The organism is Nocardia sp. A7, assembly GCF_046549215.1.
Lineage (GTDB): Bacteria > Actinomycetota > Actinomycetes > Mycobacteriales > Mycobacteriaceae > Nocardia.
Genome location: NZ_JAJPWE010000001.1, coordinates 1,465,515 through 1,488,863 on the forward strand (window position 1 = coordinate 1,465,515; position 23,349 = coordinate 1,488,863).

Genomic DNA, 23,349 nt, shown 5'->3' on the forward strand with positions numbered 1-23,349 from the left:
CCCTCTCCCGGAAACGCCGAACGGCGTCGCTCCCGGGGGAGCGACGCCGTTCAGGTTGTGCAGTGGGTCTTACAGACTCACTTGATGATCTTCGTGACGCGACCGGCACCGACGGTGCGGCCACCTTCGCGGATCGCGAAGCGCAGGCCTTCGTCCATGGCGACCGGCTGGATGAGCTTGACAGTCATCTCGGTGTTGTCGCCGGGCATGACCATCTCGGTGCCCTCGGGGAGGGTAACGACGCCGGTCACGTCCGTGGTACGGAAGTAGAACTGCGGGCGGTAGTTGTTGAAGAACGGGGTGTGGCGGCCGCCCTCGTCCTTCGACAGGATGTAGGCCTGGCCCTCGAACTCCGTGTGGGGAGTCGTGGTGCCCGGCTTGACGACAACCTGGCCACGCTCGACATCTTCGCGCTTGATGCCACGAACCAGCAGGCCGACGTTGTCGCCCGCCTGGCCCTGGTCGAGCAGCTTGCGGAACATCTCGATGCCCGTGACGGTGGTCTTGGTCGACTTCTCCTTGATGCCGACGATTTCCACCTCCTCGTTCACGTTGACGATGCCGCGCTCGATACGACCGGTGACGACGGTGCCACGACCGGTGATCGTGAAGACGTCCTCGACCGGCATCAGGAACGGGAGTTCGGTCTCGCGGACCGGCTCCGGGATCGAGTCGTCGACGGCCTGCATGAGCTCGACGATGGACTCAGCCCACTTCTCGTCGCCTTCGAGGGCCTTCAGACCGGAGACACGCACGACCGGCGCGTCCTCGTCGAATTCCTGCGAAGCCAGCAGTTCGCGGACCTCCATCTCGACGAGCTCGAGGATTTCCTCGTCGTCGACCATGTCCGACTTGTTCAGCGCGACCAGGATGTAAGGCACGCCGACCTGACGGGCGAGCAGCACGTGCTCGCGAGTCTGGGGCATCGGGCCATCGGTGGCCGCGACCACGAGGATGGCGCCGTCCATCTGCGCCGCGCCGGTGATCATGTTCTTGATGTAGTCAGCGTGGCCCGGGGCGTCGACGTGCGCGTAGTGGCGCTTCTCCGTCTGGTACTCGACGTGGGAGATGTTGATCGTGATACCACGAGCCTTCTCCTCCGGCGCCTTGTCGATCTGATCGAACGCAAACGCGTCGTTCAGGGTCGGGAACTTGTCAGCCAGCACCTTGGTGATCGCTGCAGTCAGCGTGGTCTTGCCGTGGTCGACGTGACCGATGGTGCCGATGTTGACGTGCGGCTTCGTCCGCTCGAACTTCGCCTTCGCCACTGTGGGTCCTCCTGGACTTGTTGGTGCGTGCATTTGCAGCAGTGCGTGTGTCATCCCCACTGGGGGTGGGGATCGGGTTTTTTCTTGACGTCCAGCACTTGTGGTCCAGTGTGTCACTGGACCGCAAGAGGGTTTTATTCGCCGGTCGCCTTAGCGATGATCTCCTTGGACACGTTGGCCGGAACCTCCGCGTACTGGGCGAACACCATGGAGTAGTTCGCGCGACCCTGGGTCTTGGACCGCAGGTCACCGATGTAACCGAACATCTCCGAGAGCGGAACCAGCGCCTTGACGACACGGGCACCACTGCGTTCCTCCATGGCCTGGATCTGGCCACGGCGGGAGTTGAGGTCGCCGATCACGTCGCCCATGTATTCCTCGGGCGTGATGACCTCGACCGCCATGAGCGGCTCGAGGATCACCGGACCGGCCTTACGGGCCGCTTCCTTGAGGGCCTGCGAACCCGCGATCTTGAACGCCATTTCCGAGGAGTCGACGTCGTGGTACGCGCCGTCGAGCAGGCTGACCTTCAGGTTCACCAGCGGGTAGCCGGCGAGCACGCCGTACTGCATGGCATCCTGGGCGCCCGCGTCGACCGACGGGATGTACTCACGGGGCACGCGACCGCCGGAGACCTTGTTCTCGAACTCGTAGGTCGCGCCGTCTTCGCCGACGAACGGCTCGACAGCGATGATGACCTTCGCGAACTGGCCGGAGCCACCCGTCTGCTTCTTGTGGGTGAACTCGTGCTTTTCGACCTTCTTGGTGATGGTCTCGCGGTAGGCCACCTGCGGCTTGCCGACGTTGGCCTCAACCTTGAACTCGCGACGCATACGGTCGACGAGGATGTCGAGGTGGAGCTCGCCCATGCCGCCGATGACGGTCTGGCCGGTCTCCTGGTCGAGCTTCACCGAGAACGTCGGGTCTTCGCGCGCCAGCTTCTGGATCGCGGTGCCGAGCTTCTCCTGGTCGGACTTGGTCTTGGGCTCGATCGAGACCTCGATGACCGGATCCGGGAAGGTCATCGACTCGAGCACGACCTGGTTCTGCGCGTCGGACAGGGTGTCACCGGTGGTGGTGTCCTTCAGGCCGATGACCGCGTAGATGTGGCCTGCCGAAGCCGTCGCGACCGGCATCTCCTTGTTGGAGTGCATCTGGAACAGCTTGCCCAGACGCTCCTTCTTGCCCTTGGTCGAGTTCACGACCTGGGCGCCGGAGGCAACCTGACCCGAGTACACCCGGATGTAGGTGAGCTCACCGAAGAACGGGTGCACCGCGATCTTGAACGCCAGGGCCGCGAACGGCTCGTCGACGTTGGGCTTGCGGGTGATCAGCTCTTCTTCCTTGTTGGGCACGTGGCCGGTGGTGGCCTCGACGTCCAGCGGGGAAGGGAGGTAATCGATGACCGCGTCGAGCATGGGCTGAACGCCCTTGTTCTTGAACGCGGAACCACACAGCACCGGGTACAGCTCGGAGTTGACCGTCATCTTGCGGATGGCGCCCTTGATCTCCTCGATGGTGAGCTCGTCGCCACCGAAGAACTTCTCGAGCAGCGCCTCGTCGGACTCGGCGACGGTCTCGAGCAGTTCCTGACGGTACTGCTCGGCCTTCTCCTTGAGGTCGGCCGGGATCTCGACGACTTCGTACTCTTCGCCGAGCTTGGTCTCGCCCTTCCAGACCTTGGCGTTGTTCTCGACCAGGTCGACGATGCCCTCGAAGTCGTTCTCAGCGCCGATCGGCAGCTGGATCACGAGCGGACGAGCGCCGAGACGGTCCTTGATGGTCTGCACGGTGAAGTAGAAATCCGCACCGAGCTTGTCCATCTTGTTCACGAAGCAGATACGCGGCACGTCGTACTTGTCGGCCTGACGCCACACCTGCTCGGACTGGGGCTCGACACCCTCTTTGCCGTCGAACACCGCGACCGCACCGTCGAGCACGCGGAGCGAACGCTCCACCTCGACCGTGAAGTCGACGTGCCCGGGGGTGTCGATGATGTTGATCTGGTTGTCTTTCCAGAAGCAGGTGGTAGCCGCGGAGGTGATGGTGATACCACGCTCCTGCTCCTGCTCCATCCAGTCCATCGTGGCCGCGCCATCGTGAACTTCACCGATCTTGTACGTGATACCGGTGTAGAACAGGATGCGTTCGGTCGTGGTGGTCTTGCCCGCATCAATGTGGGCCATGATGCCGATGTTGCGGACCTTGTTCAGGTCGGTGAGCACGTCCTGTGCCACGAAATTCTCCCTTTTAAGTGACGGGCCGGGCTACGGCAATCACCAGCGGTAGTGCGCGAAGGCCCGGTTGGACTCGGCCATCTTGTGGGTGTCCTCGCGACGCTTCACAGCGGCACCGAGGCCGTTGCTGGCATCGAGGAGCTCGTTGGCGAGACGCTCGACCATGGTCTTCTCGCGACGGGCGCGGGAGTAGCTGACCAGCCAGCGCAGCGCGAGGGTGTTGGCGCGGCCCGGGCGGACCTCGACCGGCACCTGGTAGGTGGCGCCACCGACACGACGGGGCTTCACCTCGAGGGCGGGCTTGACGTTGTCCAGCGCGCGCTTGAGGGTGACGACCGGATCGGTGCCGGTCTTCTCACGCGCCTGCTCGAGTGCGCCGTAGACGATGCGCTCGGCGGTGGACTTCTTGCCGTCCATCAGGATCTTGTTGACCAGCTGAGTGACCAGCGGGGACCCGTAGACCGGGTCGTTGATCAGCGGACGCTTGGGTGCGGGGCCCTTGCGTGGCATATCAGCTCTTCTCCTTCTTGGCGCCGTAGCGGCTGCGCGCCTGCTTGCGGTTCTTCACGCCCTGGGTGTCGAGCGAGCCACGGATGATCTTGTAACGGACACCGGGAAGGTCCTTCACACGACCGCCGCGAACGAGCACCATCGAGTGCTCCTGCAGGTTGTGACCCTCACCGGGGATGTACGCCGTGACCTCGATCGCGCTGGTCAGGCGAACACGCGCGACCTTACGGAGCGCGGAGTTCGGCTTCTTGGGGGTGGTGGTGTACACGCGAGTGCACACGCCACGACGCTGCGGGCTCCCCTTCAGGGCCGCAGTCTTGGTCTTGGTGACCTTGTCGCGGCGACCCTTGCGGACCAGCTGGTTGATGGTTGGCATAGACCGGCTTTCCTTATTGGTAATTGCGCTTGGTGTGCAGTGTCTTGCAGTTCATCGAGCTTTCACTCGCACGTCAGACCACGTTTCCGTTAACCCGTGGTCGGGCGTGTCGCTGTGGCGCTCAGTGCCCTTTTCAAGGCACGCTGGAACGTATCGGCCGCTTTCGCTGGCCTACGTTCACACACGAACTTGCCCGTAGCAATCCGGGCACAGGGATCTACGATACCCGCGTGCCCGTTTCGGGGTCAAAGCGGGGGGCTCCGTTATGGCTTCTACCGGGCCAGATCCAGAGTGAGCTCGACCAGTTTCTGGGCGCCCGCGCACGGATCGGGGTGCGCCGAGCCGGGCCGGTAGTTGATCCACCACCCGACGACGCCGACATCGGCGGCCGGAGCGGTGACGCCGCAGGAGTCGTTGTCGCCCGGTCGGCGCACCTGCAGCGCCCTTCGGCCCTGCACGGTGATGTCGCCGGAGAGGTAGCCCAACTTGTCGTTGGTCGTCTTCTCGTTGTTCAGCGTACCCATCTCGTACCAGTTGAGGCTGACCATGGCTCCCCCACCAGGGGCGTCCTCGATATCCCACATGCAGACGGCGCCGCTGAACGAGGCGTTCACCTGTTGGGCGTTGCCGATGATCTCGCCGATCTTGTCGGCGGCCACCACCTCGCACTCGCGCAGCAGCTTGTCGAAGTCGGTATTGATCGTCTCGCCACCGCCACCCTGACCCAGTGGCTGGGCGCTGCCCTCGATCTGCTGACCGCAGCCTGCCAGCGCGAGGGTGAGCACCGCGGCCGCGGCGATCTTGCCCGCCCTCATCGCAGCCGTCCCACGGTCAGCTCGGCCAGTTTCCTGGTCCGGTCGCACGGGTTGCCGCCGGTGGCGAAGAGGCCGGTGGTCATCGACCATTCGAAGAAGTCGTCGTCGAGTTGCACGGCGAGGTCGCAGACGGTGCCCTGCGGGTCGAGTGCCATGAACCCGGAACGCCCGCCCACATCGATGGTCTCCGGTTCGCGGCCGACGCTGGAAACCCACGCCTTCTCGCGTTCGATCGGACTGCCCCGGTACGAGGCGAAAGTGACGCTGGGCGAAGACAATCCGGCCGACTGCCAGTTGCAGCCGGTCGCGTTCTTGTTGACCCGCGCGATCTGGCCGAGGCCGGCCAGATCGCGCACTTCGTCGTCGGTGACGTGGCCGCACTCCCCGACGAACGGGCCGAGCGAGGCGACCTTCGGTGGTGGTCGGTTGGGCCCTGTCGGCGCATCGGAGTCGCCCCCCGATCCGCACGACGTCAGCATGACGACCAAGGTCACGCCGGTGATGATCGCCGAGGGGATCCGCATGCCATGAACTCTAACGGCTCCGCGGACCCGCTCACAGATTGCCGCGGGCCTGCTGTTCGCGTTCGATGGCTTGAAAAAGCGCCTTGAAGTTGCCCTTTCCGAAACCGAGTGAGCCGTGTCGCTCGATGAGTTCGAAGAAGACGGTGGGGCGGTCGGTGAGGGGGCGGGTGAAGATCTGCAGGAGATAGCCGTCTTCGTCGCGGTCGACCAGGATGCCCCGGCGTTGTAGTTCGTCGACCGGAACGCGCACGGCACCGATCCGAGCGCGCAATTCGGCGTCCTCGTAATAGGTATCGGGCGTGGCGAGGAATTCGACGCCCTCGGCGCGCAGGGCGTCGACGGTGGCGAGGATGTCGCCGGTGGCCAGGGCGATGTGCTGGACGCCGGGACCGCGGTAGAACTCGAGGTACTCGTCGATCTGAGAACGCTTGCGGCCCAACGCTGGTTCGTTGAGCGGGAACTTCACCCGGTGGTTGCCGTTGGCGACGACCTTGCTCATCAGCGCGGAGTACTCGGTGGCGATGTCGTCGCCGACGAACTCGGCCATGTTCGTGAATCCCATGACACCGCGGTAGAAGTCGACCCAGCGATCCATCATGCCGAGTTCGACATTGCCGACTACGTGGTCGATCGCCTGGAAGACGCGCTTGCCCGGTTCGCGGGTGGAGGTGCGCGCGATATAGCCGGGGAGATAGGGGCCCGCGTAGCCGGAGCGGTCGACGAGGGTGTGCCTGGTGTCGCCGTAGGTGGCGAGCGCGGCCGAGCGCACAGTGCCGAATTCGTCGGTTTCGTCATGGGGTTCGACGAGGATCGTGGCGCCGTGCTCGCGGGCCCAGGCGATGCAGCGGTCCACGTCGGGGACCTCGAGTGCGATGTCGACGATGCCGTCGCCATGGCGGTCGTGGTGTTGCACGAGTGGGCTGTCGGGATCGACCGCGCCGGTGATCACGAACCGCGCTCCCCCGCTGCGCAGCACGAACGCCTTGTGGTCGCGGTTGCCGGTTTCGGGGCCCGAGTAGGCCTCCAGTCGCATCCCGAAGGCCGATTGCAGGAAGTGCGCGCTCTGCGTCGCGTTGCCGACGACCCAGACGAGGGCGTCCCACCCGATCACCGGAAACGGATCGACACTGTCGTCGTGCTCGATCAGCCCGACGAGCTGCTGCTCAATGGTCATGACCTAGGAAATCGCGTCGCGCGGCAGGTGGGCAACTACTCCATTTTCGTCTGAACAGGCTGGCTCGAGAAGCCACCAGATGCGCATAAATGGTGGACAATTTGAATAGCAACCGGACATGGAGGTCCTCGCATGCGTACGCCCGCGAAATTGGACGAACTCGACCTGGCGATCCTCACCGCGATGCACGAGTTCCAGAAGGCCGGAATTCTCGAGCTGTCGCGACGGACGAAGGTCGCGCGGGCGACGGTGCAGGCGCGGATCAACCGGATGGAGGAATCCGGGGTGATCGCCTCCTACAATCCGCAGATCGATGTCACCGCAGCGGGTTTCGATGTGCAGGCGTTCGTGACGTTGGAGATCGCGCAGGGCGCGCTGGACACCGTGAGTGCCGAACTGGCGGCGATCGCGGGGGTGCTCGAGGCGTATGCGACGACCGGCTCCGGGGATGTGCTGTGCCGAATCGGAGCCGATTCGCATGCGGGGTTGCAGGCGGTGTTGTTGAGCATCGATCGGACGGGCTCGGTGGTGCGGTCGCACAGCGTGGTCGTGTTGTCGACGGTGGTCGCGCATCGGACGATGCCGCTGCTGCGCACGTTGACCCCGGCGGGGACCGCGAAGGCGCCTGCCTACCGCGACCATCGCTGAGGGCGGATCACTTCCTGGATAGGCGGGTCAGCAGGCCGTGCACGTGGGCTTCCGCGGCCGCGCGGGCCGACTCGGGATGGCCGGATTCGAGGGCTTCGACGATGCGGCGGTGCTCGCGCAGGGCGACGCGGCGGTTGCGGGCCGAGCACCACAGGTCGCCGCGGTAGAGGTGGGCCTGGGCTTCGAGGCGAGCCAGTTCGTCGACGACGCAGACGTTGCCGGAGGCGTCGCGGATGAAGGTGTGGAACTCCAGGTCGAGCTGGGCGTCACGGGTGGCGTCGGTCGGATCGTCGAGGTGCGCTTCCTGGGCGCTGATGATGCCGGTGAGCTTGTCCAGGTCGGCTTCGGTGAGTCGGGTGGCGGCCGCGGCGGCGGCGAGGCCGTCGAGGGCGGCCCGGACCGCGAGGACGTCGCGGATGCGATCGTCGTCGACGGCGGCTACCTTCGCCCCGGCGTGCGGCGCGCTGACGGCGAGACCCTCGTAGATCAGCTGCTGCACCGCTTCGCGGACGGGGCTGCGGCTGACCCCGAGCTTGGTCGCCAGCGCGGGCACGCTGAGCGATTGGCCCGGGGTCAGCTCGCCGGAGAGGACCATCTGCCTGATCTGCCGATGGACGGACTGGCCGAGCAGCGAGGCTTCGGTCATCCCTGGGGCCGGTAGTTCGCCTGGACCCGCTGAGTCAGGAAGTCGGCCGCCGTGACGGGCGGGTATTTGCCCGCAGGCCCCTGGATGACGGCGTCGCGGTCGGCCTGGGCGAAGTAGGCGATGCTGTAGCGCTCGCCCTGGTACTCACCCTCGCCGGGGCTACGGACGCGGTGGAAGTTCGACGGCAGCAGGTCGTCGCTCCAGCGGGTGAGCATGTCACCGATATTGCAGGTGATCAGGCTCGACGAGGGAGTGATGGAGGTCCACTCCTGTTCTTCCATCTCCTTGCCAGGGCACACCTGTAGTCCGCCCTGCCCGTCACGCTGGAAAAGCAGTGTGAGGCAGTCGAAGTCGGTGTGCGCACCGGCCCGCCAACGGCCGGGAACACCGCGCAGTTCTTCGGGAACGGCGAAGTAGTGCAGCAGACGCAGGGCGCTCTGGTAGTTCTCGGAGCCGGGATCGTGTGCGGCGGTGAAGTGTTCGCGTTCGAAGCCGAGGCGGTCGGCGAAGCAGGACAGCACCCGCATCGCCACTGCCCAGGCGCGGTGCTCGAAATCGAGCACACGGGAACGGAATCCAGCCAGTTCGGTCTCACTGGGCCACAGCTCGTCCATGTGCGGCCGGGTGATCTGATAGGACTCCTTCTGATCGGGCACGCCGATGGACGGGCGCACCTGACTCAGACTCTCCCAGCCCGCGTTGTTCTTCTTGACGAGGGGGTACTTGCCCTTGATCTCTTCGGGCAGCGCGAAGAAATCGGCTGTGGTGCCGAACATTTCGTCGATCAGGTGCTGCGCGATGCCGTGGCCGGAGAGCTGGAAGAAGCCGATCTCGGTGGCGGCGGCCCACAGTTCCTCGGTGATCTCGGCGCGCCGATTCTCGAAGTCGGTGAGGTCGATGACGCGGATCTCGCGGTCGGTGGTCTCCTTGCCGAGCCCGCCCATCTGCTTCTCGCGCGAAACCTCGGACATGTCATAGTTGGTGGTCATGGGGTGTCTCCTTATCCGGTGACGGAAATGGCGGGGTCGAGGAATTCCTTGGTGACCAGGTCCTTCGCGGTCAGGCCGTTCGGCACGTCGGCGCCGCCCGCTCGCAGGATGGGTCCGAATTCGTCGATGATGCGCTGGACGCGGGCCTCGTCGAAACTGCCGAGGACGCCGTCGGTGTCGTTGCCGATCAGGCCGCCGTCGATGAGGGCCCTGGAGCCGAATTCGGCCAGTTCGGCGCTGTAGGGGTTGAGCTTGGGGTTCTGCTCGACCACGTCGACGACGACGTCGTTGACGGGACCGGGATCGGCCTTGAACGAGGCGGTGGCCTGCTGGATCATCGGCACCAGCTTCCGCAGGCACGGGCGCAGCTCGGCGAGCTTGTCGGCGCGCACGTTCACGGTGCGGGCGTAACCCTCGTAGCCGACGTCCTTGAGCAGCTGGTAGCCGACCGGCTTGTTCCAGGCCCGCACTTCGTGCTCGTAGGTGAAGGGTTCGGCATTGGCGAAGCCCTGCTGGGCGAAGGACGGATCGGTGACGAAGCGCGACGGCGAGTTGTCGTAGGACGCGTCGACCTGCTCCTTCTTCACCAGCCCGCGCGCGACCAGCCAGTCCGGGTACAGCTGGCCTTTGGAGACCACCACCGGCTTGCCGGACTTGCCGATATCGGCGATGCCCTGCCAGTCCGGGTTGGTCTTCGGGTCCCACATCAGCATCTGCGGGCTGTTGCGCAGCAGGGTGGTGACGGCGACGATCGGCTGCTGACCCGCGGCGGCGACGGCGTGCTCGGAGTGCGCGAGCCCGAGGGTGATGCTCTGGTCGACATACATCTGCGAGGGCACGGTCTGGAACCCGATGGCCGGGCCGCCCGCGCGGATCTCCAGCTGCACACCGGTGTCCTTGCCGCCTGCGACGAGCGGGCCGGTGATCTTGTTGTTGTCGGCGTCGACCCGGTAGCCGGGGCCGAGCAGGCCGAAGATCGGGCCGGAGTCGGTTTCGGGCGCCCACTGGAGCTGGACGACCACGGTGGCCGGGCAGGCGCCCGCGAGCTGCTGTTCGGCCGGGGCCGGTTCGAGCGCGACAGCGGGTGCGTCGGTGGTGTCGTCGGAACAGGCGGACGCGGTGCCTGCCAGCAGCACAGCCAGCGCGGCAATACCGATACGACGCAGGGGAAGTGTCTTCATGATGATCCTTAGTTGGCGGAGTTGTGCCAGCGGCCGACACTGACCTTCTGGATGACGGTGAACACCGTGAACACGAGCACGCCGAACAGGGCAGCCAGCAACAGCGCACCGATCAGGTCCTCGGATTGCAGGCGGGCGCGGTAGGTGTCGAGCAGGGTGCCGATGCCGGGTTTGCCCTGCGCGAAGAACATGTCGCCGATGATCGCGCCGGTCACCGAAAGTCCCGCGGCGGTGCGTAATCCGGTCAGGGTCGAGGGCAGCGCGGCGGGCAGTTGCAGCGACCAGAGGCGGCGCAGGCGGCTCGCACGGCCGAGGGTGAACAGTTCCTGGAGATTGCCGTCGACCGATTTGATGCCGAACAGGGTCATCGCGATGATCGGGTGGATCGCGATCAGCACACACACGGTGGTGCGGGCGGCGAAGCCGTAACCCAGCCACAAGCCGATCAGCGGTACCACCGCCAGCACCGGGATCGCCTGCAGGACAACCGCATACGGGTAGACCACGTTTTCGATCGGCTTGGCCTGGCTCATCAGCACCGCGATCGCCACCCCGAGCACCGCCGAGATCAGCAGGCCGGTGATCGCGACCCTGGCGGTGACGGCCAGCGCCTCGAGCATCACCTCGAGCTTCTTCGGATCGGCGAGCGATTCACCGAACACCACATGCGGTGGCGGCAACAGGAAGCGGCGGCCTTCGCTGAGGATCAGCATCGACACCGCGTACCAGGCGGCCAGCGCCAAGGTGATCGACACCGTCGGCGCCACCAGGGCACTGCCGAACTTGCGCAGTTGCGCGGTGGGCAGCTGCACCTTCGTGGCGGCGGGAACACGGGCCGCGACACTCACCATCAGGCAGCCTCTTTCAACGAGCGCGAGATGCGCGAAACGAGTTCGGTGAAGGCGGGTTCGAACCGGAGTTCACGGTCCCGCGGGTAGGGCAGGTCGACGTCGATCACCTCGTGGACGCGGCCGGGCCTGGCCGACATCACCACCACGCGCGAAGCCAGGAACACGGCCTCGGAGACCGAGTGGGTGATGAACAGGGCGGTGAAGGCATTGTCGCGGTAGAGGCGAAGTAGCTCTTCCTGCATGTTCAGCCTGGTCATCTCGTCGAGGGCGCCGAACGGTTCGTCCAGCAGCATCAGGCGTGGTTCCAGCGACAGCGCCCTGGCCAGGGAGACGCGCATGCGCATGCCGCCGGAGAGCTGACTGGGCAGCTTGTTCGCGAAGTCGGCCAGGCCGACGGCTTCGATCGCCCGCTCGACCCGTTCACGGCGCGTCTTGCGGTCGACACCGGCCAGTTCGGCCGAGAGTTCGACATTGCGGCGCACCTTGCGCCACGGCAGCAGCGTGGCTTCCTGGAAGATGAAGCCGATCGAATTCGTGCGCACCGCAACGGCTCCCGAGCTCACCTGCTCGAGGCCGGCCGCCAGGCGCAGCAGCGTGGACTTGCCACAGCCGGACGGGCCGACCACCGCGACGAATTCGCCTTCGCGGAGGTCGAGGTCGATATCGGTCAGGGCGAGCGTGCCCTCTTCGCCACCGAAGCGCTTGCTCACGCCGGCGAAGGAAACCTCCATGCCGGACAGCAGCGTCCTCGCGTCGGCGTCGTTCACCGTGTCGTAGAGCGTCACCGTGATCACCTTCTCCTGCGGTATATCGGTGTTGCGTGCAACTTTGGGGTGCGTTCAGTATTGGCTAGCTGAATTACATGCAATGTGTTGTTCGTTTCCGTTGCATTAACAGTCATCGCATGCGAATCAGACGCTGCGCGAGGTCCTGGTGGTCTATGCGGGTGCTGAGGCCATCGCGGATCACGGGCTCACCGTCGACCCACACGGTGTCGATCACGCGCGGCGACGCGGCGGTGAGCAACGTGGCGCTTGGGTCGAGTACCGGCAGGCAGGCGAAGTCGCGGTCGAAGCGCACGAGGGTGAGGTCGGCGCGGTCACCGAGGGCGATGCCGGTATGTGACGGGCGGCCGAGGACCCGGCCCGCCGCACCGGTCGCCATTCGCAGCATGTGTTCGAAGCCGAGCAGATCGGCTTGTTTGTGGGCCGCACGCTGCAGGTATGCGCCGATCCGGAGGGCTAGCAACATGTCCTGGGTGTCATTGCTCGCGGCACCGTCGACGCCGAGGGTGACGTCGATACCCGCGGCGAGCATCTCCGGGACCGGGGCGACGCCGCTGCCGAGACGCATGTTGGAGACCGGGTTGTAGGAAACGGTGACGCCGCGGTCGGCGAAGACCTTGCGACCGTGGTCGTCGAGGTTGACGCAGTGCACGGCCAGGGTGCGGTCCCAGAGGAAACCGCTCGCGTCGAGGTAGTCGACGGCCGAGGCGCCTGCATGCAATCGACACATGTCGTCATCGGTGGTGGTCTCCAGTACATGTATCGACACCGTTTTGCCGGTGGCCTGCGCGTACTCGCGCGCGGCCACCATGCCGTCGGGCGTGAGACAGCGCGGATTGGGGACGGCGAGAGCGGTGGTGATGCGGGTCCCGAGCAACTGCTTGTCGAGTTCGTCGACGTGGGCGAATGCCTCGTCGAGTGGTTGCATGAGGCGCGGGTCAAGGCCCCACTTGCGGGTGATGTCGGCGCGGTCGGCGATGCCGCGCCCGAGGACCACGCGGATGCCGAGTTCCCGCAGCGCGCGGATCATGGCCTGATGGACCTCGTCGGACGGGCTGGGCCACAGGTGTTCGACGACCGTGGTGACGCCGCTGCGCAGCAGTTCCAGACCACCGGCCAACGCCGAGAGGTAGGTCTGTTCGGGGGTGGCGGCGACGGTGCGTTCGCCGACGCAGCGCAGCCATTCCAGCAGCGGCAGACCCTCCCCGATCCCGCGCAGTACCGCCTGTTGCAGATGGGTATGGGTGTTGACGAAGCCGGGGAGCAGGTGGCCACCGCCGCCGTCGAAACGGGGCAGGTCGGCGTGTTCGGGACCGGCCCGCAAGCCGATGACGACACCGTCGCGCACCACCACCTCGCCGGGCGCCCAGCCCTGCTCGGTGTAGACGGTGACATCGGTAATGACGACGGACGCAACAGATTCCATGCGCGCACCTCTTTCGGGATGCGGCTGGTTCGCTCGCCGGATTCAGCGGAGCACGTCGTCCGTTGCAGCCATGAACGTCGTGGGGACGACCCTAGGAAGTGGTTGTTGCCCCGACGTTAAAGCGATGTCACAGGCGTAGGTCCGCACCCGGTGCCAGGATCTCGACGACCTGCTCGGATTCGGGTTCTTGGAAGGCCAGCAGCGCTGCCGCCTCGGGTTCCACCTGCGCCGCTTCGGCTTTCGTCCAGTCACGATTCGGGCTGATGCACAGTCGGGCGGTGCCGCCGTTGACGAAGATCTTGTACATCCCGGCAAGGAAACCGTCGATCAGGATCGGCGAGACATTGGTCGTGAAGGTGCGCAGGGGCGGTGCGGAGGTGTCGCCGACGATGCGGGCGCGGTCCTTGTGCGAGAGCAGGGCGTTGTCGAACCAACCGAGCAGCCGGACGGGGGCGGGCAGGTCGGGGTCGGCGAGTTCGAGGTCGGCGGCGTCGTAGAGGGTGCGGCCGCGGTCGTCGGTGTAGGTGCGGACCCGGTCGCCGAGTTCGGTGACGGCCTTCTTCATGGCAGGCAGCCGTGACCAGGCCTGCATGTCCATCGTGCTGGCGGGACCGAACGCGCGCAGGTAGCGCAGGATCAGTTCCGATGCCGGGTAGCTCGGTTCGAGTGGTGCGCCCAGCCAGGGCTGGATTCGCGACCAGACCGGGCGGCTGTTGTCGCGCCAGCGGCCACGCGGGGGTGTTTGCAGGACGGGCAGTTGGTACAGCCAGGTCTGCACGACGGCACCGGGGTCGCGGTCGGGGTAGCAGCGGGCGGCGGCGGCGCGCAGGTCCGCCGTCGACATCGGTTCGTCGCCGAGCGCCGCCTCACCGTGCGCCCGCACCTCGTCGGGGTCGAGGCCGACCATCGCGCCGAAGTTGAAACCCTTACGGAACGGTGCGTTTTCCAGGACCGGCTGGATGTGGGGTGCGATGCGTAGCGCGTCCGGCGGCGTGACGAGGTGAATCGTGCCGCGCATCAGGGTGATCCGGACGAGGGACCGGTCATCGAGGCCGTTCGTCACCGTCGCCGGATCGAAATCGACTATCCGACTCCATAACCCGACGAACGGTGGCGGAACATCCTGGGCTTGCAGACCGACCAGGTGATCGCACATCTCGGCGGTGGTCAGCGTCGAGCGCTCCAGCAAGTGCTGCCGGGCGAGCAGCGTCCGATTCAGCACCCGGTTCGACAGCTGCATCCCACTCCTTCGACGACCCGACGACAGCTCAGCGCAGCTGCACGACCACTTTGCCGGTAGCGGTTCGGTTGTCCAGTGCCGCAACGGCTTCAGCGGTCCTGTCGAGCGGGTAGAGCACCGGATCGGGAGCGGGAATCGCACCGGAGGCCAGCAGCGGCGCGATCTCGGCCCACTGTTCGGCGAGGTAGGTGGGGTGGGTCATCACCCATTCGCCCCAGGCCGCGCCGACGACCTCGACGTTCTTGAGCAGCAAGCGGTTCACCTTCACGGTCGGGATCTCGCCCGCGGTGAAGCCGACGACCAGCAGTCGCCCGCCACCCGCCAGCGAGCGGACGCTGTCGGTGAAGCGGTCACCACCGACCGGGTCGAGGACGATGTCGACGCCGCGGCCGCCAGTCAGCTCCTTCACCGCGGCGAGCCAGCCTTCGGTCAGCACCACATCGGTGGCGCCATTGGCCTTGGCCACCTGGGCTTTCGCGTCGGTGCTGACCACCGCGATCACCCGGCCCGCGCCCAGCGCCTTGGCCATCCGCAGGGTGGAGGTGCCGACGCCGCCTGCCGCGCCGTGCACCAGAACGGTCTCGCCCTCGGCCAGCCTGCCGCGATTGGTCAGGCAGAAATGGACGGTGAGGTCATTGAACAGGACGCCCGCACCTGCTTCGAGAGAGACGTTGTCGGGCAGCCCGAACACGGCATGTTCGGGCGCGACCGCCACCTCGGCGACACCGTTGCCCAGCATGGTCAGCGCGGCGACCCGGTCGCCGGGGCGCAGCGCGGAACCCTCCGGTGCCTCGCGCACGACGCCCGCCACCTCACCACCGACGACGAAGGGCAGGCCCGGCTTCATCTGATAGAGACCGCGCGTCATCAGTACGTCGGGGAAGGCGATGCCCGCGGCGTGCACGTCGATGAGGACACCGCCCGGATAAGCCACCGGCTCGGGCAGGTCGACGATCTCGATCGCCGACGGACCGTCCAACTTGCCGACCTGGGCTGCGCGCATTTTCGACACCTCTCTTGATGACATTCCCCCGCGAACATAACCCGGCCGCGGGATCAGCGATGGGCGAACTCGGTCACCGGTTCATCGGCGAGCACCGAACCGGCCTTGGTGATCGTCAACCTGTACGCGTTGAGCTGGTACTGGGTGCCGTCTGTCGGATTGGTCGCGGTGTACGCGCCACCGCCGAGGGGTACCGGGTCGTCGAGTTCGATTCCCGCGCCGTCGCTGGCTCGCACACCCTTGTAGTAGTACCGCTGGTCACCGGTGTGGCAGATGACGACGCGCGACTTGGTGGTGCGGGCGATGGACATCGCGGCATCGTTGTCGTTGCAGCGCGGGCCCACCGATAGGAAGCCCTGGCCGTCGGCGCCGTAGACGCCCGATTGCAACGGGGGGACGGTGGTTCCGGTCGGCGACGGCGCGGTGGTGGGGACCGACTGGCTCACGGTGTCGATCACGGAGGGTTCGACGACCCCGGACGCGGGCGGGCCGGCTACCTCGCGACGGTCATCGAGGCTCATCATGAACCACACCCCGATACCGATCGCCGCCAACACGATCAGCGAACCCAGCGCACCGGCCAGGATCGGTGTCGCCGAATTGCGTTGCGGGGGAAGGAGTATCGGCGCCGACGGATGGGTATAGCCACTCCTCTGGTCGAGGCCGGGCGACGCCCGCAGGAGGGTGGGATCGTGCTCGGCCGCCCGATACGCGCCCGCGGATTGGGGTCCGGTCACGCGACGGGTCGAATTCGGTTCGGCGGCTGGCGGACCCGTGACCCGTTGCGTCGGACCGACGGGCCTGTCGCCGGTCACCGGGCGGGCCTGCGGAAGCCCTCGAGTCATCGGCGCGGACAGGGATCCGGCTGACAGGGCTGCCGAACCACGGGTCGGCGGCGACGACTCGGCGGACAGCGCCGCGGAGTTTCGAGTCGGCGGGGTGCGTGAGTCCGCGACAACCGGACCACGGGTTGTCGGGGGCGAGTGCGAGTCGCGGGACAAGGCCGCGGAGTCCCGAGTCGGGGGCGCCTGCGAATCACGCGAAATGGCCGCCGGGTCCCGAGCCGGAGGGAGTTGCGAGTCGGCTGGGACGACAGCGGAGCCACGGGTCGTCGGCGGGGACGGCGGTCCCTCGGCGCTGGGCGATGGCGTTTGCGGGCCGGTGATCTCGATTCGAGGGCCGGATACTGTTGCGGGAGTGGAGCGCTCGGCTTGGATCAGGGCGGCTCTGGCCGCGCGGGCCAGGTCGATGGGCGAGGCGTAGCGCTGGTCGGGACGCTTGGCCATGCCTCGTTCGATGACCGGGTCGAAGGTGGCCAGGGTGGGGTCGGCGGCGCTGGGGCGCGGGGCGGGGGCCATCTGATGCGAGCCGATCGCGCCCGCGAGGCTGTTCACCGGGAACGGCACCCGGCCAACCAGGGATTCGTAGAGCACACAGGTGAGCGCGTAGGTGTCCACCGCCGGCGACATCGGCACGCTGTCGAACCGCTCCGGCGCCATGTACGCCATCGAGCCGACCGCGCTGCCCGCGCTGGTGAGTTGCGGGTCGGTGGCGGTATGGGCGATGCCGAAGTCGACCAGGTAGGCGAACAGGTTGCCGGTGAGCAGGATGTTGCCCGGTTTCACGTCGCGGTGGACCAGGCCCACCTCGTGCGCGGCGTCGAGCGCGAACGCAATCTGCTCGACCACCTGCACCGCCTCGACGGGCGTGAGCCTGCCGTACTGCAGCAGCCGTTCCTTGAGATCCACGCCCTTGACCAGGCGCATGTCGATGTAGAGAACGCCGTCGACCTCGCCCCAGTCGTGCACCGGGATGACGTGCGGTTCCTGCACGCTCGCCATGGCCTGCGATTCGCGACGGAAGCGCTGTACGAAGGTGGGGTCGACAGCGAGATCGCGGTTGAGCATCTTGAGGGCGACAACACGATTCTTGGAGGTGTCGTAGGCCTCGTAGACCTCCCCCATACCGCCGACTCCGAGAAGTCTGCGAATCTCATAGCGCCCGAACATCGAGCCCGCCATTGCTCCGCCGGCCATTACAGCAGGCTACCTGGGCACGGACGCCTCTGTCATGTAAGACAATCGCGCCGGTACCGCCGTGGTGACCGGCACCTGGTACCGCTAGTCCCGACTCGGCGTGAGGGTGTGATCCGCGACCCGTAAAGTCGTGTACAGAACTACGCAAGAAGTCGCGGCACACCTGGTGTGCCGTGCAAGGAGCACACGTGTCACTCGATCAGCCACTGGCCCCGCTTCCCCAGGAGGGCACGGGTTTCGCCACGGCGTGGCCCGTCCGGGCCGGCGACGTGGATCCTTATCAACGGCTGCGCCTGGATGCTGTGGCGCGCTATCTGTCCGATATCGCCTGGGACGAGCTGAATCAGACGGCCCTGCACCTCACCGACCCCACCTGGATCGTGCGCCGCACCGTCATCGACGTGATCCGCCCGGTCGTGTGGCCCGACAACGTGCACCTCGAGCGCTGGTGTTCGTCGATGTCCACCCGGTGGACGAACATGCGCACGCGGATCACCAGCGAACGCGGCGGGCTGATCGAGACCGAGGGATTCTGGATCAACCTCAGCGAATCGAGCAATCTGCCCGCCCGGATCAGCGACGACGGCCTGGCCTACCTGGCCCGATCCACCGACGAGCACCGCCTGCGCTGGCGGCCCTATCTCACCGATCCGGCGCCGCGCGAGTCCGACACCGACCTGCCGTTCCCGGTGCGCGCGACCGATATCGACCAGTACAACCACGTCAACAACGCCTGCTACTGGCAGGCCGTCGAGCAGTTCCTCGTCGACTTCCCGAAGCTGGTCGCCGGGCCGCACCGCGCCGTGATCGAGTACGTGGCGCCGGTGCTGGCCCGCGAGCACATCACCGTGCGCGCCCGTCACGAACCGGGCGACAACACCGGTCAGATGGTCCTGCGCCTGTGGTTCGTGGTCGGCGGCGTCACCACGACCGTCGTCAGAATCATGCCCCTCCCCCAATAGCCCCGGACCCACGTGGGGACCGGGGCCATCGGCTAACCCTTGGCTGCTTTGAGGAGGTCGGCGCGGTTGGTGAACTTGACCCGTGGCCTGCCTGCCGCCTTGCCCGCGGTCTTCTCGGCCTGGTCGATGGTCTTCCAGCCCTTGCGGTCGACCAGGTCGGGCTGGCGCTGCGCGAGCAGTGCGCGCAGAGCGGCCCGATCGCCGGTCGGTGCGGTGAGTTTGCCCGCGATGAAGTCGGCGATCACCGCTTCGACGGTTTCCTCGGCGTCGACCCGGTTGGAGCCGATCACGCCGCGCGGGCCCCGCTTGATCCAGCCGGAGACATAGACGCCGGGGACGGGCTCGGTAGCCTCGATGACCCGGCCGTGCTCGCTGGGCACGGTGCCGCGACGCTCGTCGAAGGGCAGGCCCGCGACGGGTTCGCCCCGGTAGCCGATGGAGCGCAGCACCAGTCCGGCGTCGATGGTTTCGGTGCGGTCGGTGGCGGTGGCCACCAATTGCCCGTTCTCCTCGGTCAATTCGTTGCGCACGAACTCGAGCGCGGTGACCGCGTCGGTGCCGTGCACGGCGGTCGGCGTGGCGAGGTAGCGGAAGACGATCCGCTTGTTCGACAGATCCGGCTTCGCCGTCGAATACTCCTGCGCGAGTTCGTACTTCAGACGCAGGGAGGGTTCGATGTTCGGATCGTCGAGCAGAGCGCGACTGTGCGGATCGAGCTCGATATCGGCGGGGTCGACGATCACATCGACGTTGTTGCGATGCGTGAGCGCGAGGAACTCCGGCGAGCTGTACGCGGCTTGCAGCGGGCCGCGCCTGCCAAGGACGACGACCTCGCGAATATTGCTGCGACGCAGCGCGTCCAGCGCGTGGTCGGCGATATCGGTCTTGGCGAGCTCGTCCGGGTCGGCGGTGAGCACGCGCGCCACATCGAGGGCGACATTGCCGTTGCCGACGATCACCGCGCGCTCGCCGGACAGGTCGAATTCGCGCTCGGCGAAGTCGGGGTGGCCGTTGTACCAGGCCACGAACTCGGTGGCCGAGTGGCTGCCGGGCAGATCCTCGCCGGGGATGTCGAGCGCGCGGTCGCTCGATGCGCCGACGGCGTAGATCACCGCGTGGTGGTGGTCGAGGAGCTCCTGATGATCGATATGCTCGCCGACCTCGACATTGAGGTAGTACTGCAGGGTGTCGCGGCGGAAGGCCGACTCGAACATCTCGGCGACGTTCTTGGTGCCCGCGTGATCGGGGGCGACGCCCGCACGCACCAGACCCCACGGTGTCGGGAGCCGGTCGAACATCTCGACCTCGACATCACTACGCCGTAACAGCTCGTCGGCGGCATAGCAGGCCGCTGGTCCCGCGCCGACGATCGCGACGCGCAACGTACCCAAGCTCTTGGGCGGACGAACCGGCGTGCTCAACGGGTCGAAGTTCGACTCGAGCGGGTGACGCTGGAAGTAGGCCGCGTTGATCTCGCGGTACCTGGACAGCGAGGCCAGCAGGTCATCCTCGGAGAAGATCGCGTCCACCGGACACGCGTCGACGCAGGCACCGCAGTCGATGCAGGTGTCCGGGTCGATGTACAGCATCTCCGCCGTGGCGAACTCCGGTTGATCCGGAGTCGGGCGGATGCAGTCGACCGGGCATTCGGTGACGCAGCTGGCGTCGTTGCAACAACGCTGCGTGATGACGTAGGCCATAGGTGCAGATCCTCGAAATGTGTGGTCGGTGGCTCGAGACGCCCCCACGACGGCTCGCGACGGGGTGTGCCGCGAACGTATCGTTGGTGACGCAGCTTTCAGTGTGCCTCGAGTGTGACTGTCACCTCACCGCTGCCCAGGATTACGGTGGTCTCATGGTGGCGACCCTGATCTTGATGCGGCACGGAAAATCGGCCTACCCCGACAATGTCGACGACCACGCCCGCCCGCTCGCACCGCGTGGCGAACGCGAAGCGGCACTGGCCGGTGACTGGCTGCGGGCCACCCAGCCGCCGATCGACGCTGTGCGCTGCTCGACCGCCGAACGGACGAGGCAGACACTGGCGCGCACCGGCATCACCGCGCCGGTCGAGTACACCGATGACATCTACGACGCGAACCCGCACACCCTGCTGGAGCTGATCGGACTCACCGACGACTCCGTCTCGACGCTGCTGCTCGTCGGCCATGTGCCAGGAATCCCCTGGACCGCATGGGAACTGGCGGGCAACCGCGAATCCGATCAGGCGACCGAACTGAGCCGCAAATTCCCCACCTCGGCGCTCGCGGTGCTCGAATTCGACCGACCGTGGGCACAACTGGGCCCCGGCACCGGCGAACTCACGTCGTTTCATGTGCCTCGCTGAGGTGTCGGGTTCACTTCAGCAACTTGCCTCCGACGACGACCCCGACGCCGAGTAGCACCAGGAGCAGGAGCGCGACGAATCCGTTCGTCAGCGCCCACACCACGCCGAGCACGAGTACCACCGGCGCCACCGCGATCGCGGTGATCACCGGGCTCTCCTTGACCGTTTCCCAAGCCGAGCGGGCCCTGACGCGGTCGATGTCCTTACCAGCCATGTGATCCACACTACGTTTCTGTCGGACCACGGTGTCATGCTTGACCACATGGATTGGAAAATCGAACTCGTTGCCATCCCGGTCACCGATGTCGACCGGGCCAAGGATTTCTACACCAGCATCGGCTTCAACGCCGATCACGACCACACACCGAGCCCGGATATCCGGTTCGTGCAGCTCACCCCGCCGGGTTCGGGGTGTTCGATCTGCATCGGACGTGGCCTCACCAGCGCGGCGCCGGGCAGCGTCGAGGGGATGCAGATGGTCGTGGCCAGCGCCGACAAGGCCTATGAACAGCTGATCGCCGCCGGGGTGGCGGCCTCCCCCGTCGAGGACCTGGGTTGGGGCCGGTTCACCTTCTTCACCGACCCCGACGGCAACAAGTGGGCCATCCAGGAACTGCCGAACTACAGCTGACGTCGCTTGCCCGTGGAAAATCTAAGCTTGCTTGGAGTGCACTCCAGGTGGATAGCGTCGAGGAAGTTCCACGGGAAGGGACGAGCACGATGGATCAGGACGCCGCCCTGCGCACCGACAGCGCAGATCATGAGCACGAGCGCCCGAAGTACTCGATCGGTCAGGCTGCCGATCGATCGGGCCTGAGCCGCGACACGCTGCGCTGGTACGAGCGGATCGGGCTGATGGGCTACATCGGTCGCGATCACACCGGCAACCGCCGGTTCAGCGACCGCGACCTGGAGTGGCTGGCGCTGATCGGACGGCTGCGGCTCACCGGCATGCCGGTGGCCGACATGATCCGCTATGCCGAACTGGTGCGGGCCGGTGAGCAGACCTACCCGCAGCGGCTGGAGATGTTCCGGCAGACCAGATCCGACGTGCTCGACAAGATCGCGGAGCTGCAACAGACCGTGGCCGTGCTCGACTACAAGATCGCCGTCTACGAAGGCCGATCCCCGGTGGGCCGTCCCGCCACGATCACCGTGCACACGAGCGAAGGAAGCGACATATGAGCACCACCGCGACACTGCCGACCACCACCCTCGGCGCCGACGGACCGCTGATCGGCACCCAGGGTCTCGGCTGCATGGGCATCAGCGAGTTCTACGGCGACACCGACGCGGCCGAATCGCGGGCCACCCTCGACCACGCACTCGAACTCGGTGTCACCCTGTTCGACACCGCCGATGTGTACGGCTCCGGCCACAACGAGGAATTCCTGGCCGACTTCGTGCGCGCCAACCGCGAAAACCTGTTGATCGCCACGAAATTCGGGATCGTGCGCAAGGCCGACGACCCGTCCTTCCGCGGGTTCGACAACTCCCCCGCCTACATCCGCGCCGCCGTCGACGCCAGTCTGCGCAGGCTCGGTGTCGACACCATCGACCTGTACTACATGCACCGGCGCGATCCAGCTGTGCCGATCGAGGAGACCGTCGCCACGATGGCCGAACTCGTCGCGGCGGGCAAGGTGCGCGCGCTCGGGCTCTCCGAGGTGACCGGCGACGAACTGCGCGCCGCGCACGCGGTGCACCCGATCGCGGCACTGCAGTCGGAGTGGTCGCTGTTCTCCCGCGATGTGGAACGCAGCGCGGTGCCCGCCGCGGCCGAGCTGGGAGTGGCGTTCGTGCCGTATTCGCCGCTGGGCCGGGGATTCCTCACCGGTGCGTTCACCTCGGCGAAAGAGCTGAGCGACAAGGACTTCCGTCGATTCCAGCCCCGCTTCACCGGCGACAACGCCCAGCACAACGCCGAATTGCTCGCGCCGCTGGCCGCGATCGCCACAGCGCACGGCATCACCAAGGCACAGGTCGCCCTCGCATGGGTGCACGCGAGAGCGGGTGTGCACAACCTGTCGGTGGTGCCGATCCCCGGTACCCGCAAACGGACCAGGCTGGCCGACAATGTCGCGGCGGCGTCGGTGCGTCTGTCGGCCGAGGACCTGGCGACGCTGGAACCGATCGCCGGGCAGGTGGCAGGCAGCCGGTACGCGGATATGACGTCCACCTCGGCCGGGCGCGAATAGCATTCGAGCGGCGGGTGCCACGCGGAATAGGCAGCCACAGACGAACGGTTCTTCGAGGCACACTTGTCGGTGATCGTCCGGGTCGCCGACACCGGTCGGCGCGTTCACGTACCGATCCTCAGCGCACCGGAAG

The 23,349-nt window shown here is 66.5% G+C and carries 24 protein-coding genes; 6 read left to right on the top strand and 18 right to left on the bottom strand.

Features of this window, described 5'->3' with window-relative positions; genetic code table 11:
* Positions 1-77 precede the first annotated feature (77 nt).
* The 7 genes from tuf to hppD all read right to left on the bottom strand — a co-directional run bounded on the left by tuf (position 78) and on the right by hppD (position 6,904).
* On the bottom strand, positions 78-1,268 hold the full coding sequence (gene tuf / locus ACLJPD_RS06445; RefSeq protein WP_410870802.1) for an elongation factor Tu: 1,191 nt from the start codon (positions 1,266-1,268) through the stop codon (positions 78-80).
* Positions 1,269-1,402: 134 nt separating this feature from the next.
* Positions 1,403-3,505, bottom strand: a complete 2,103-nt coding sequence (gene fusA / locus ACLJPD_RS06450; RefSeq protein WP_410870803.1) for an elongation factor G — start codon at positions 3,503-3,505, stop codon at positions 1,403-1,405.
* Between the two features lie 39 nt (positions 3,506-3,544).
* Complete coding sequence (rpsG, locus tag ACLJPD_RS06455; protein WP_056814216.1) at positions 3,545-4,015, bottom strand: 30S ribosomal protein S7; 471 nt, start codon at positions 4,013-4,015, stop codon at positions 3,545-3,547.
* Between the two features lies 1 nt (position 4,016).
* The gene (rpsL, locus tag ACLJPD_RS06460) at positions 4,017-4,391 is read right to left on the bottom strand and encodes a 30S ribosomal protein S12 (RefSeq protein WP_056814220.1); all 375 of its coding nucleotides are present in this window, start codon (positions 4,389-4,391) and stop codon (positions 4,017-4,019) included.
* Positions 4,392-4,663: 272 nt separating this feature from the next.
* A complete protein-coding gene (locus tag ACLJPD_RS06465; protein ID WP_410870805.1) occupies positions 4,664-5,206 on the bottom strand; it encodes a DUF3558 domain-containing protein in 543 nt (180 codons plus the stop codon).
* Positions 5,203-5,730: a DUF3558 domain-containing protein gene (locus ACLJPD_RS06470; RefSeq protein ID WP_410870806.1), complete on the bottom strand. Its 528-nt coding sequence runs from the start codon at positions 5,728-5,730 to the stop codon at positions 5,203-5,205. Before ACLJPD_RS06470 ends, ACLJPD_RS06465 begins: the two co-directional genes overlap by 4 nt.
* 31 nt (positions 5,731-5,761) lie before the next feature.
* Positions 5,762-6,904 carry a 4-hydroxyphenylpyruvate dioxygenase gene (gene hppD / locus ACLJPD_RS06475; RefSeq protein ID WP_410870807.1) on the bottom strand — a complete coding sequence of 381 codons (1,143 nt, stop codon included), beginning with the start codon at positions 6,902-6,904 and terminating at the stop codon, positions 5,762-5,764.
* Between the two features lie 132 nt (positions 6,905-7,036).
* Between hppD and ACLJPD_RS06480 the strand changes: the two genes are divergently transcribed.
* Complete coding sequence (locus ACLJPD_RS06480) at positions 7,037-7,552, top strand: Lrp/AsnC family transcriptional regulator (RefSeq protein ID WP_410870808.1); 516 nt, start codon at positions 7,037-7,039, stop codon at positions 7,550-7,552.
* Between the two features lie 7 nt (positions 7,553-7,559).
* On the opposite strand, the gene ACLJPD_RS06485 is transcribed toward ACLJPD_RS06480, so the two are convergent.
* The 9 genes from ACLJPD_RS06485 to ACLJPD_RS06525 all read right to left on the bottom strand — a co-directional run bounded on the left by ACLJPD_RS06485 (position 7,560) and on the right by ACLJPD_RS06525 (position 17,709).
* On the bottom strand, positions 7,560-8,198 hold the full coding sequence (locus ACLJPD_RS06485; RefSeq protein ID WP_410870810.1) for a GntR family transcriptional regulator: 639 nt from the start codon (positions 8,196-8,198) through the stop codon (positions 7,560-7,562).
* Entirely contained in the window at positions 8,195-9,187 is a 993-nt protein-coding gene (locus ACLJPD_RS06490; RefSeq protein ID WP_410870812.1) for an isopenicillin N synthase family dioxygenase, read from the bottom strand. Before ACLJPD_RS06490 ends, ACLJPD_RS06485 begins: the two co-directional genes overlap by 4 nt.
* Before the next feature lie 11 nt (positions 9,188-9,198).
* Positions 9,199-10,368 carry an ABC transporter substrate-binding protein gene (locus tag ACLJPD_RS06495; protein ID WP_410870813.1) on the bottom strand — a complete coding sequence of 390 codons (1,170 nt, stop codon included), beginning with the start codon at positions 10,366-10,368 and terminating at the stop codon, positions 9,199-9,201.
* Positions 10,369-10,376: 8 nt separating this feature from the next.
* Positions 10,377-11,219, bottom strand: coding sequence for an ABC transporter permease (locus tag ACLJPD_RS06500; protein WP_410870815.1), 843 nt, complete (start codon positions 11,217-11,219; stop codon positions 10,377-10,379).
* The gene (locus ACLJPD_RS06505) at positions 11,219-12,004 is read right to left on the bottom strand and encodes an ABC transporter ATP-binding protein (protein ID WP_410870817.1); all 786 of its coding nucleotides are present in this window, start codon (positions 12,002-12,004) and stop codon (positions 11,219-11,221) included. Before ACLJPD_RS06505 ends, ACLJPD_RS06500 begins: the two co-directional genes overlap by 1 nt.
* A 112-nt stretch (positions 12,005-12,116) precedes the next feature.
* Positions 12,117-13,430, bottom strand: a complete 1,314-nt coding sequence (locus ACLJPD_RS06510) for an amidohydrolase family protein (RefSeq protein WP_410870819.1) — start codon at positions 13,428-13,430, stop codon at positions 12,117-12,119.
* Between the two features lie 127 nt (positions 13,431-13,557).
* Positions 13,558-14,670: a winged helix DNA-binding domain-containing protein gene (locus tag ACLJPD_RS06515; RefSeq protein WP_410870821.1), complete on the bottom strand. Its 1,113-nt coding sequence runs from the start codon at positions 14,668-14,670 to the stop codon at positions 13,558-13,560.
* Between the two features lie 28 nt (positions 14,671-14,698).
* On the bottom strand, positions 14,699-15,673 hold the full coding sequence (locus ACLJPD_RS06520) for an NADPH:quinone oxidoreductase family protein (protein WP_410870822.1): 975 nt from the start codon (positions 15,671-15,673) through the stop codon (positions 14,699-14,701).
* A 53-nt stretch (positions 15,674-15,726) separates the two neighbouring features.
* Positions 15,727-17,709, bottom strand: coding sequence for a protein kinase domain-containing protein (locus ACLJPD_RS06525; RefSeq protein WP_410870823.1), 1,983 nt, complete (start codon positions 17,707-17,709; stop codon positions 15,727-15,729).
* Between the two features lie 188 nt (positions 17,710-17,897).
* Here ACLJPD_RS06525 and ACLJPD_RS06530 point away from each other — a divergent pair, with 188 nt between their 5' ends.
* The gene (locus tag ACLJPD_RS06530) at positions 17,898-18,671 is read left to right on the top strand and encodes an acyl-[acyl-carrier-protein] thioesterase (protein WP_410870824.1); all 774 of its coding nucleotides are present in this window, start codon (positions 17,898-17,900) and stop codon (positions 18,669-18,671) included.
* A 32-nt stretch (positions 18,672-18,703) separates the two neighbouring features.
* Here the strand turns inward: ACLJPD_RS06530 and ACLJPD_RS06535 are convergent, their stop codons facing one another.
* Positions 18,704-20,371, bottom strand: coding sequence for an FAD-dependent oxidoreductase (locus ACLJPD_RS06535; RefSeq protein ID WP_410870825.1), 1,668 nt, complete (start codon positions 20,369-20,371; stop codon positions 18,704-18,706).
* Positions 20,372-20,526: 155 nt separating this feature from the next.
* Here ACLJPD_RS06535 and ACLJPD_RS06540 point away from each other — a divergent pair, with 155 nt between their 5' ends.
* A complete protein-coding gene (locus ACLJPD_RS06540; RefSeq protein ID WP_410870826.1) occupies positions 20,527-21,018 on the top strand; it encodes a SixA phosphatase family protein in 492 nt (163 codons plus the stop codon).
* Between the two features lie 10 nt (positions 21,019-21,028).
* Here ACLJPD_RS06540 and ACLJPD_RS06545 read toward each other — a convergent pair whose 3' ends face one another.
* Positions 21,029-21,232 (bottom strand): hypothetical protein, encoded by a 204-nt coding sequence (locus tag ACLJPD_RS06545; RefSeq protein WP_379233126.1) that lies wholly within the window; start codon positions 21,230-21,232, stop codon positions 21,029-21,031.
* 48 nt (positions 21,233-21,280) lie between these two features.
* On the opposite strand from ACLJPD_RS06545, the gene ACLJPD_RS06550 reads away from it, so the two are divergent.
* The 3 genes from ACLJPD_RS06550 to ACLJPD_RS06560 all read left to right on the top strand — a co-directional run bounded on the left by ACLJPD_RS06550 (position 21,281) and on the right by ACLJPD_RS06560 (position 23,216).
* Positions 21,281-21,649, top strand: coding sequence for a VOC family protein (locus ACLJPD_RS06550; protein WP_410870827.1), 369 nt, complete (start codon positions 21,281-21,283; stop codon positions 21,647-21,649).
* A gap of 89 nt (positions 21,650-21,738) precedes the next feature.
* A complete protein-coding gene (locus ACLJPD_RS06555) occupies positions 21,739-22,203 on the top strand; it encodes a MerR family transcriptional regulator (protein WP_410870828.1) in 465 nt (154 codons plus the stop codon).
* Positions 22,200-23,216, top strand: coding sequence for an aldo/keto reductase (locus ACLJPD_RS06560; RefSeq protein WP_410870829.1), 1,017 nt, complete (start codon positions 22,200-22,202; stop codon positions 23,214-23,216). Before ACLJPD_RS06555 ends, ACLJPD_RS06560 begins: the two co-directional genes overlap by 4 nt.
* Positions 23,217-23,349 lie beyond the last annotated feature (133 nt).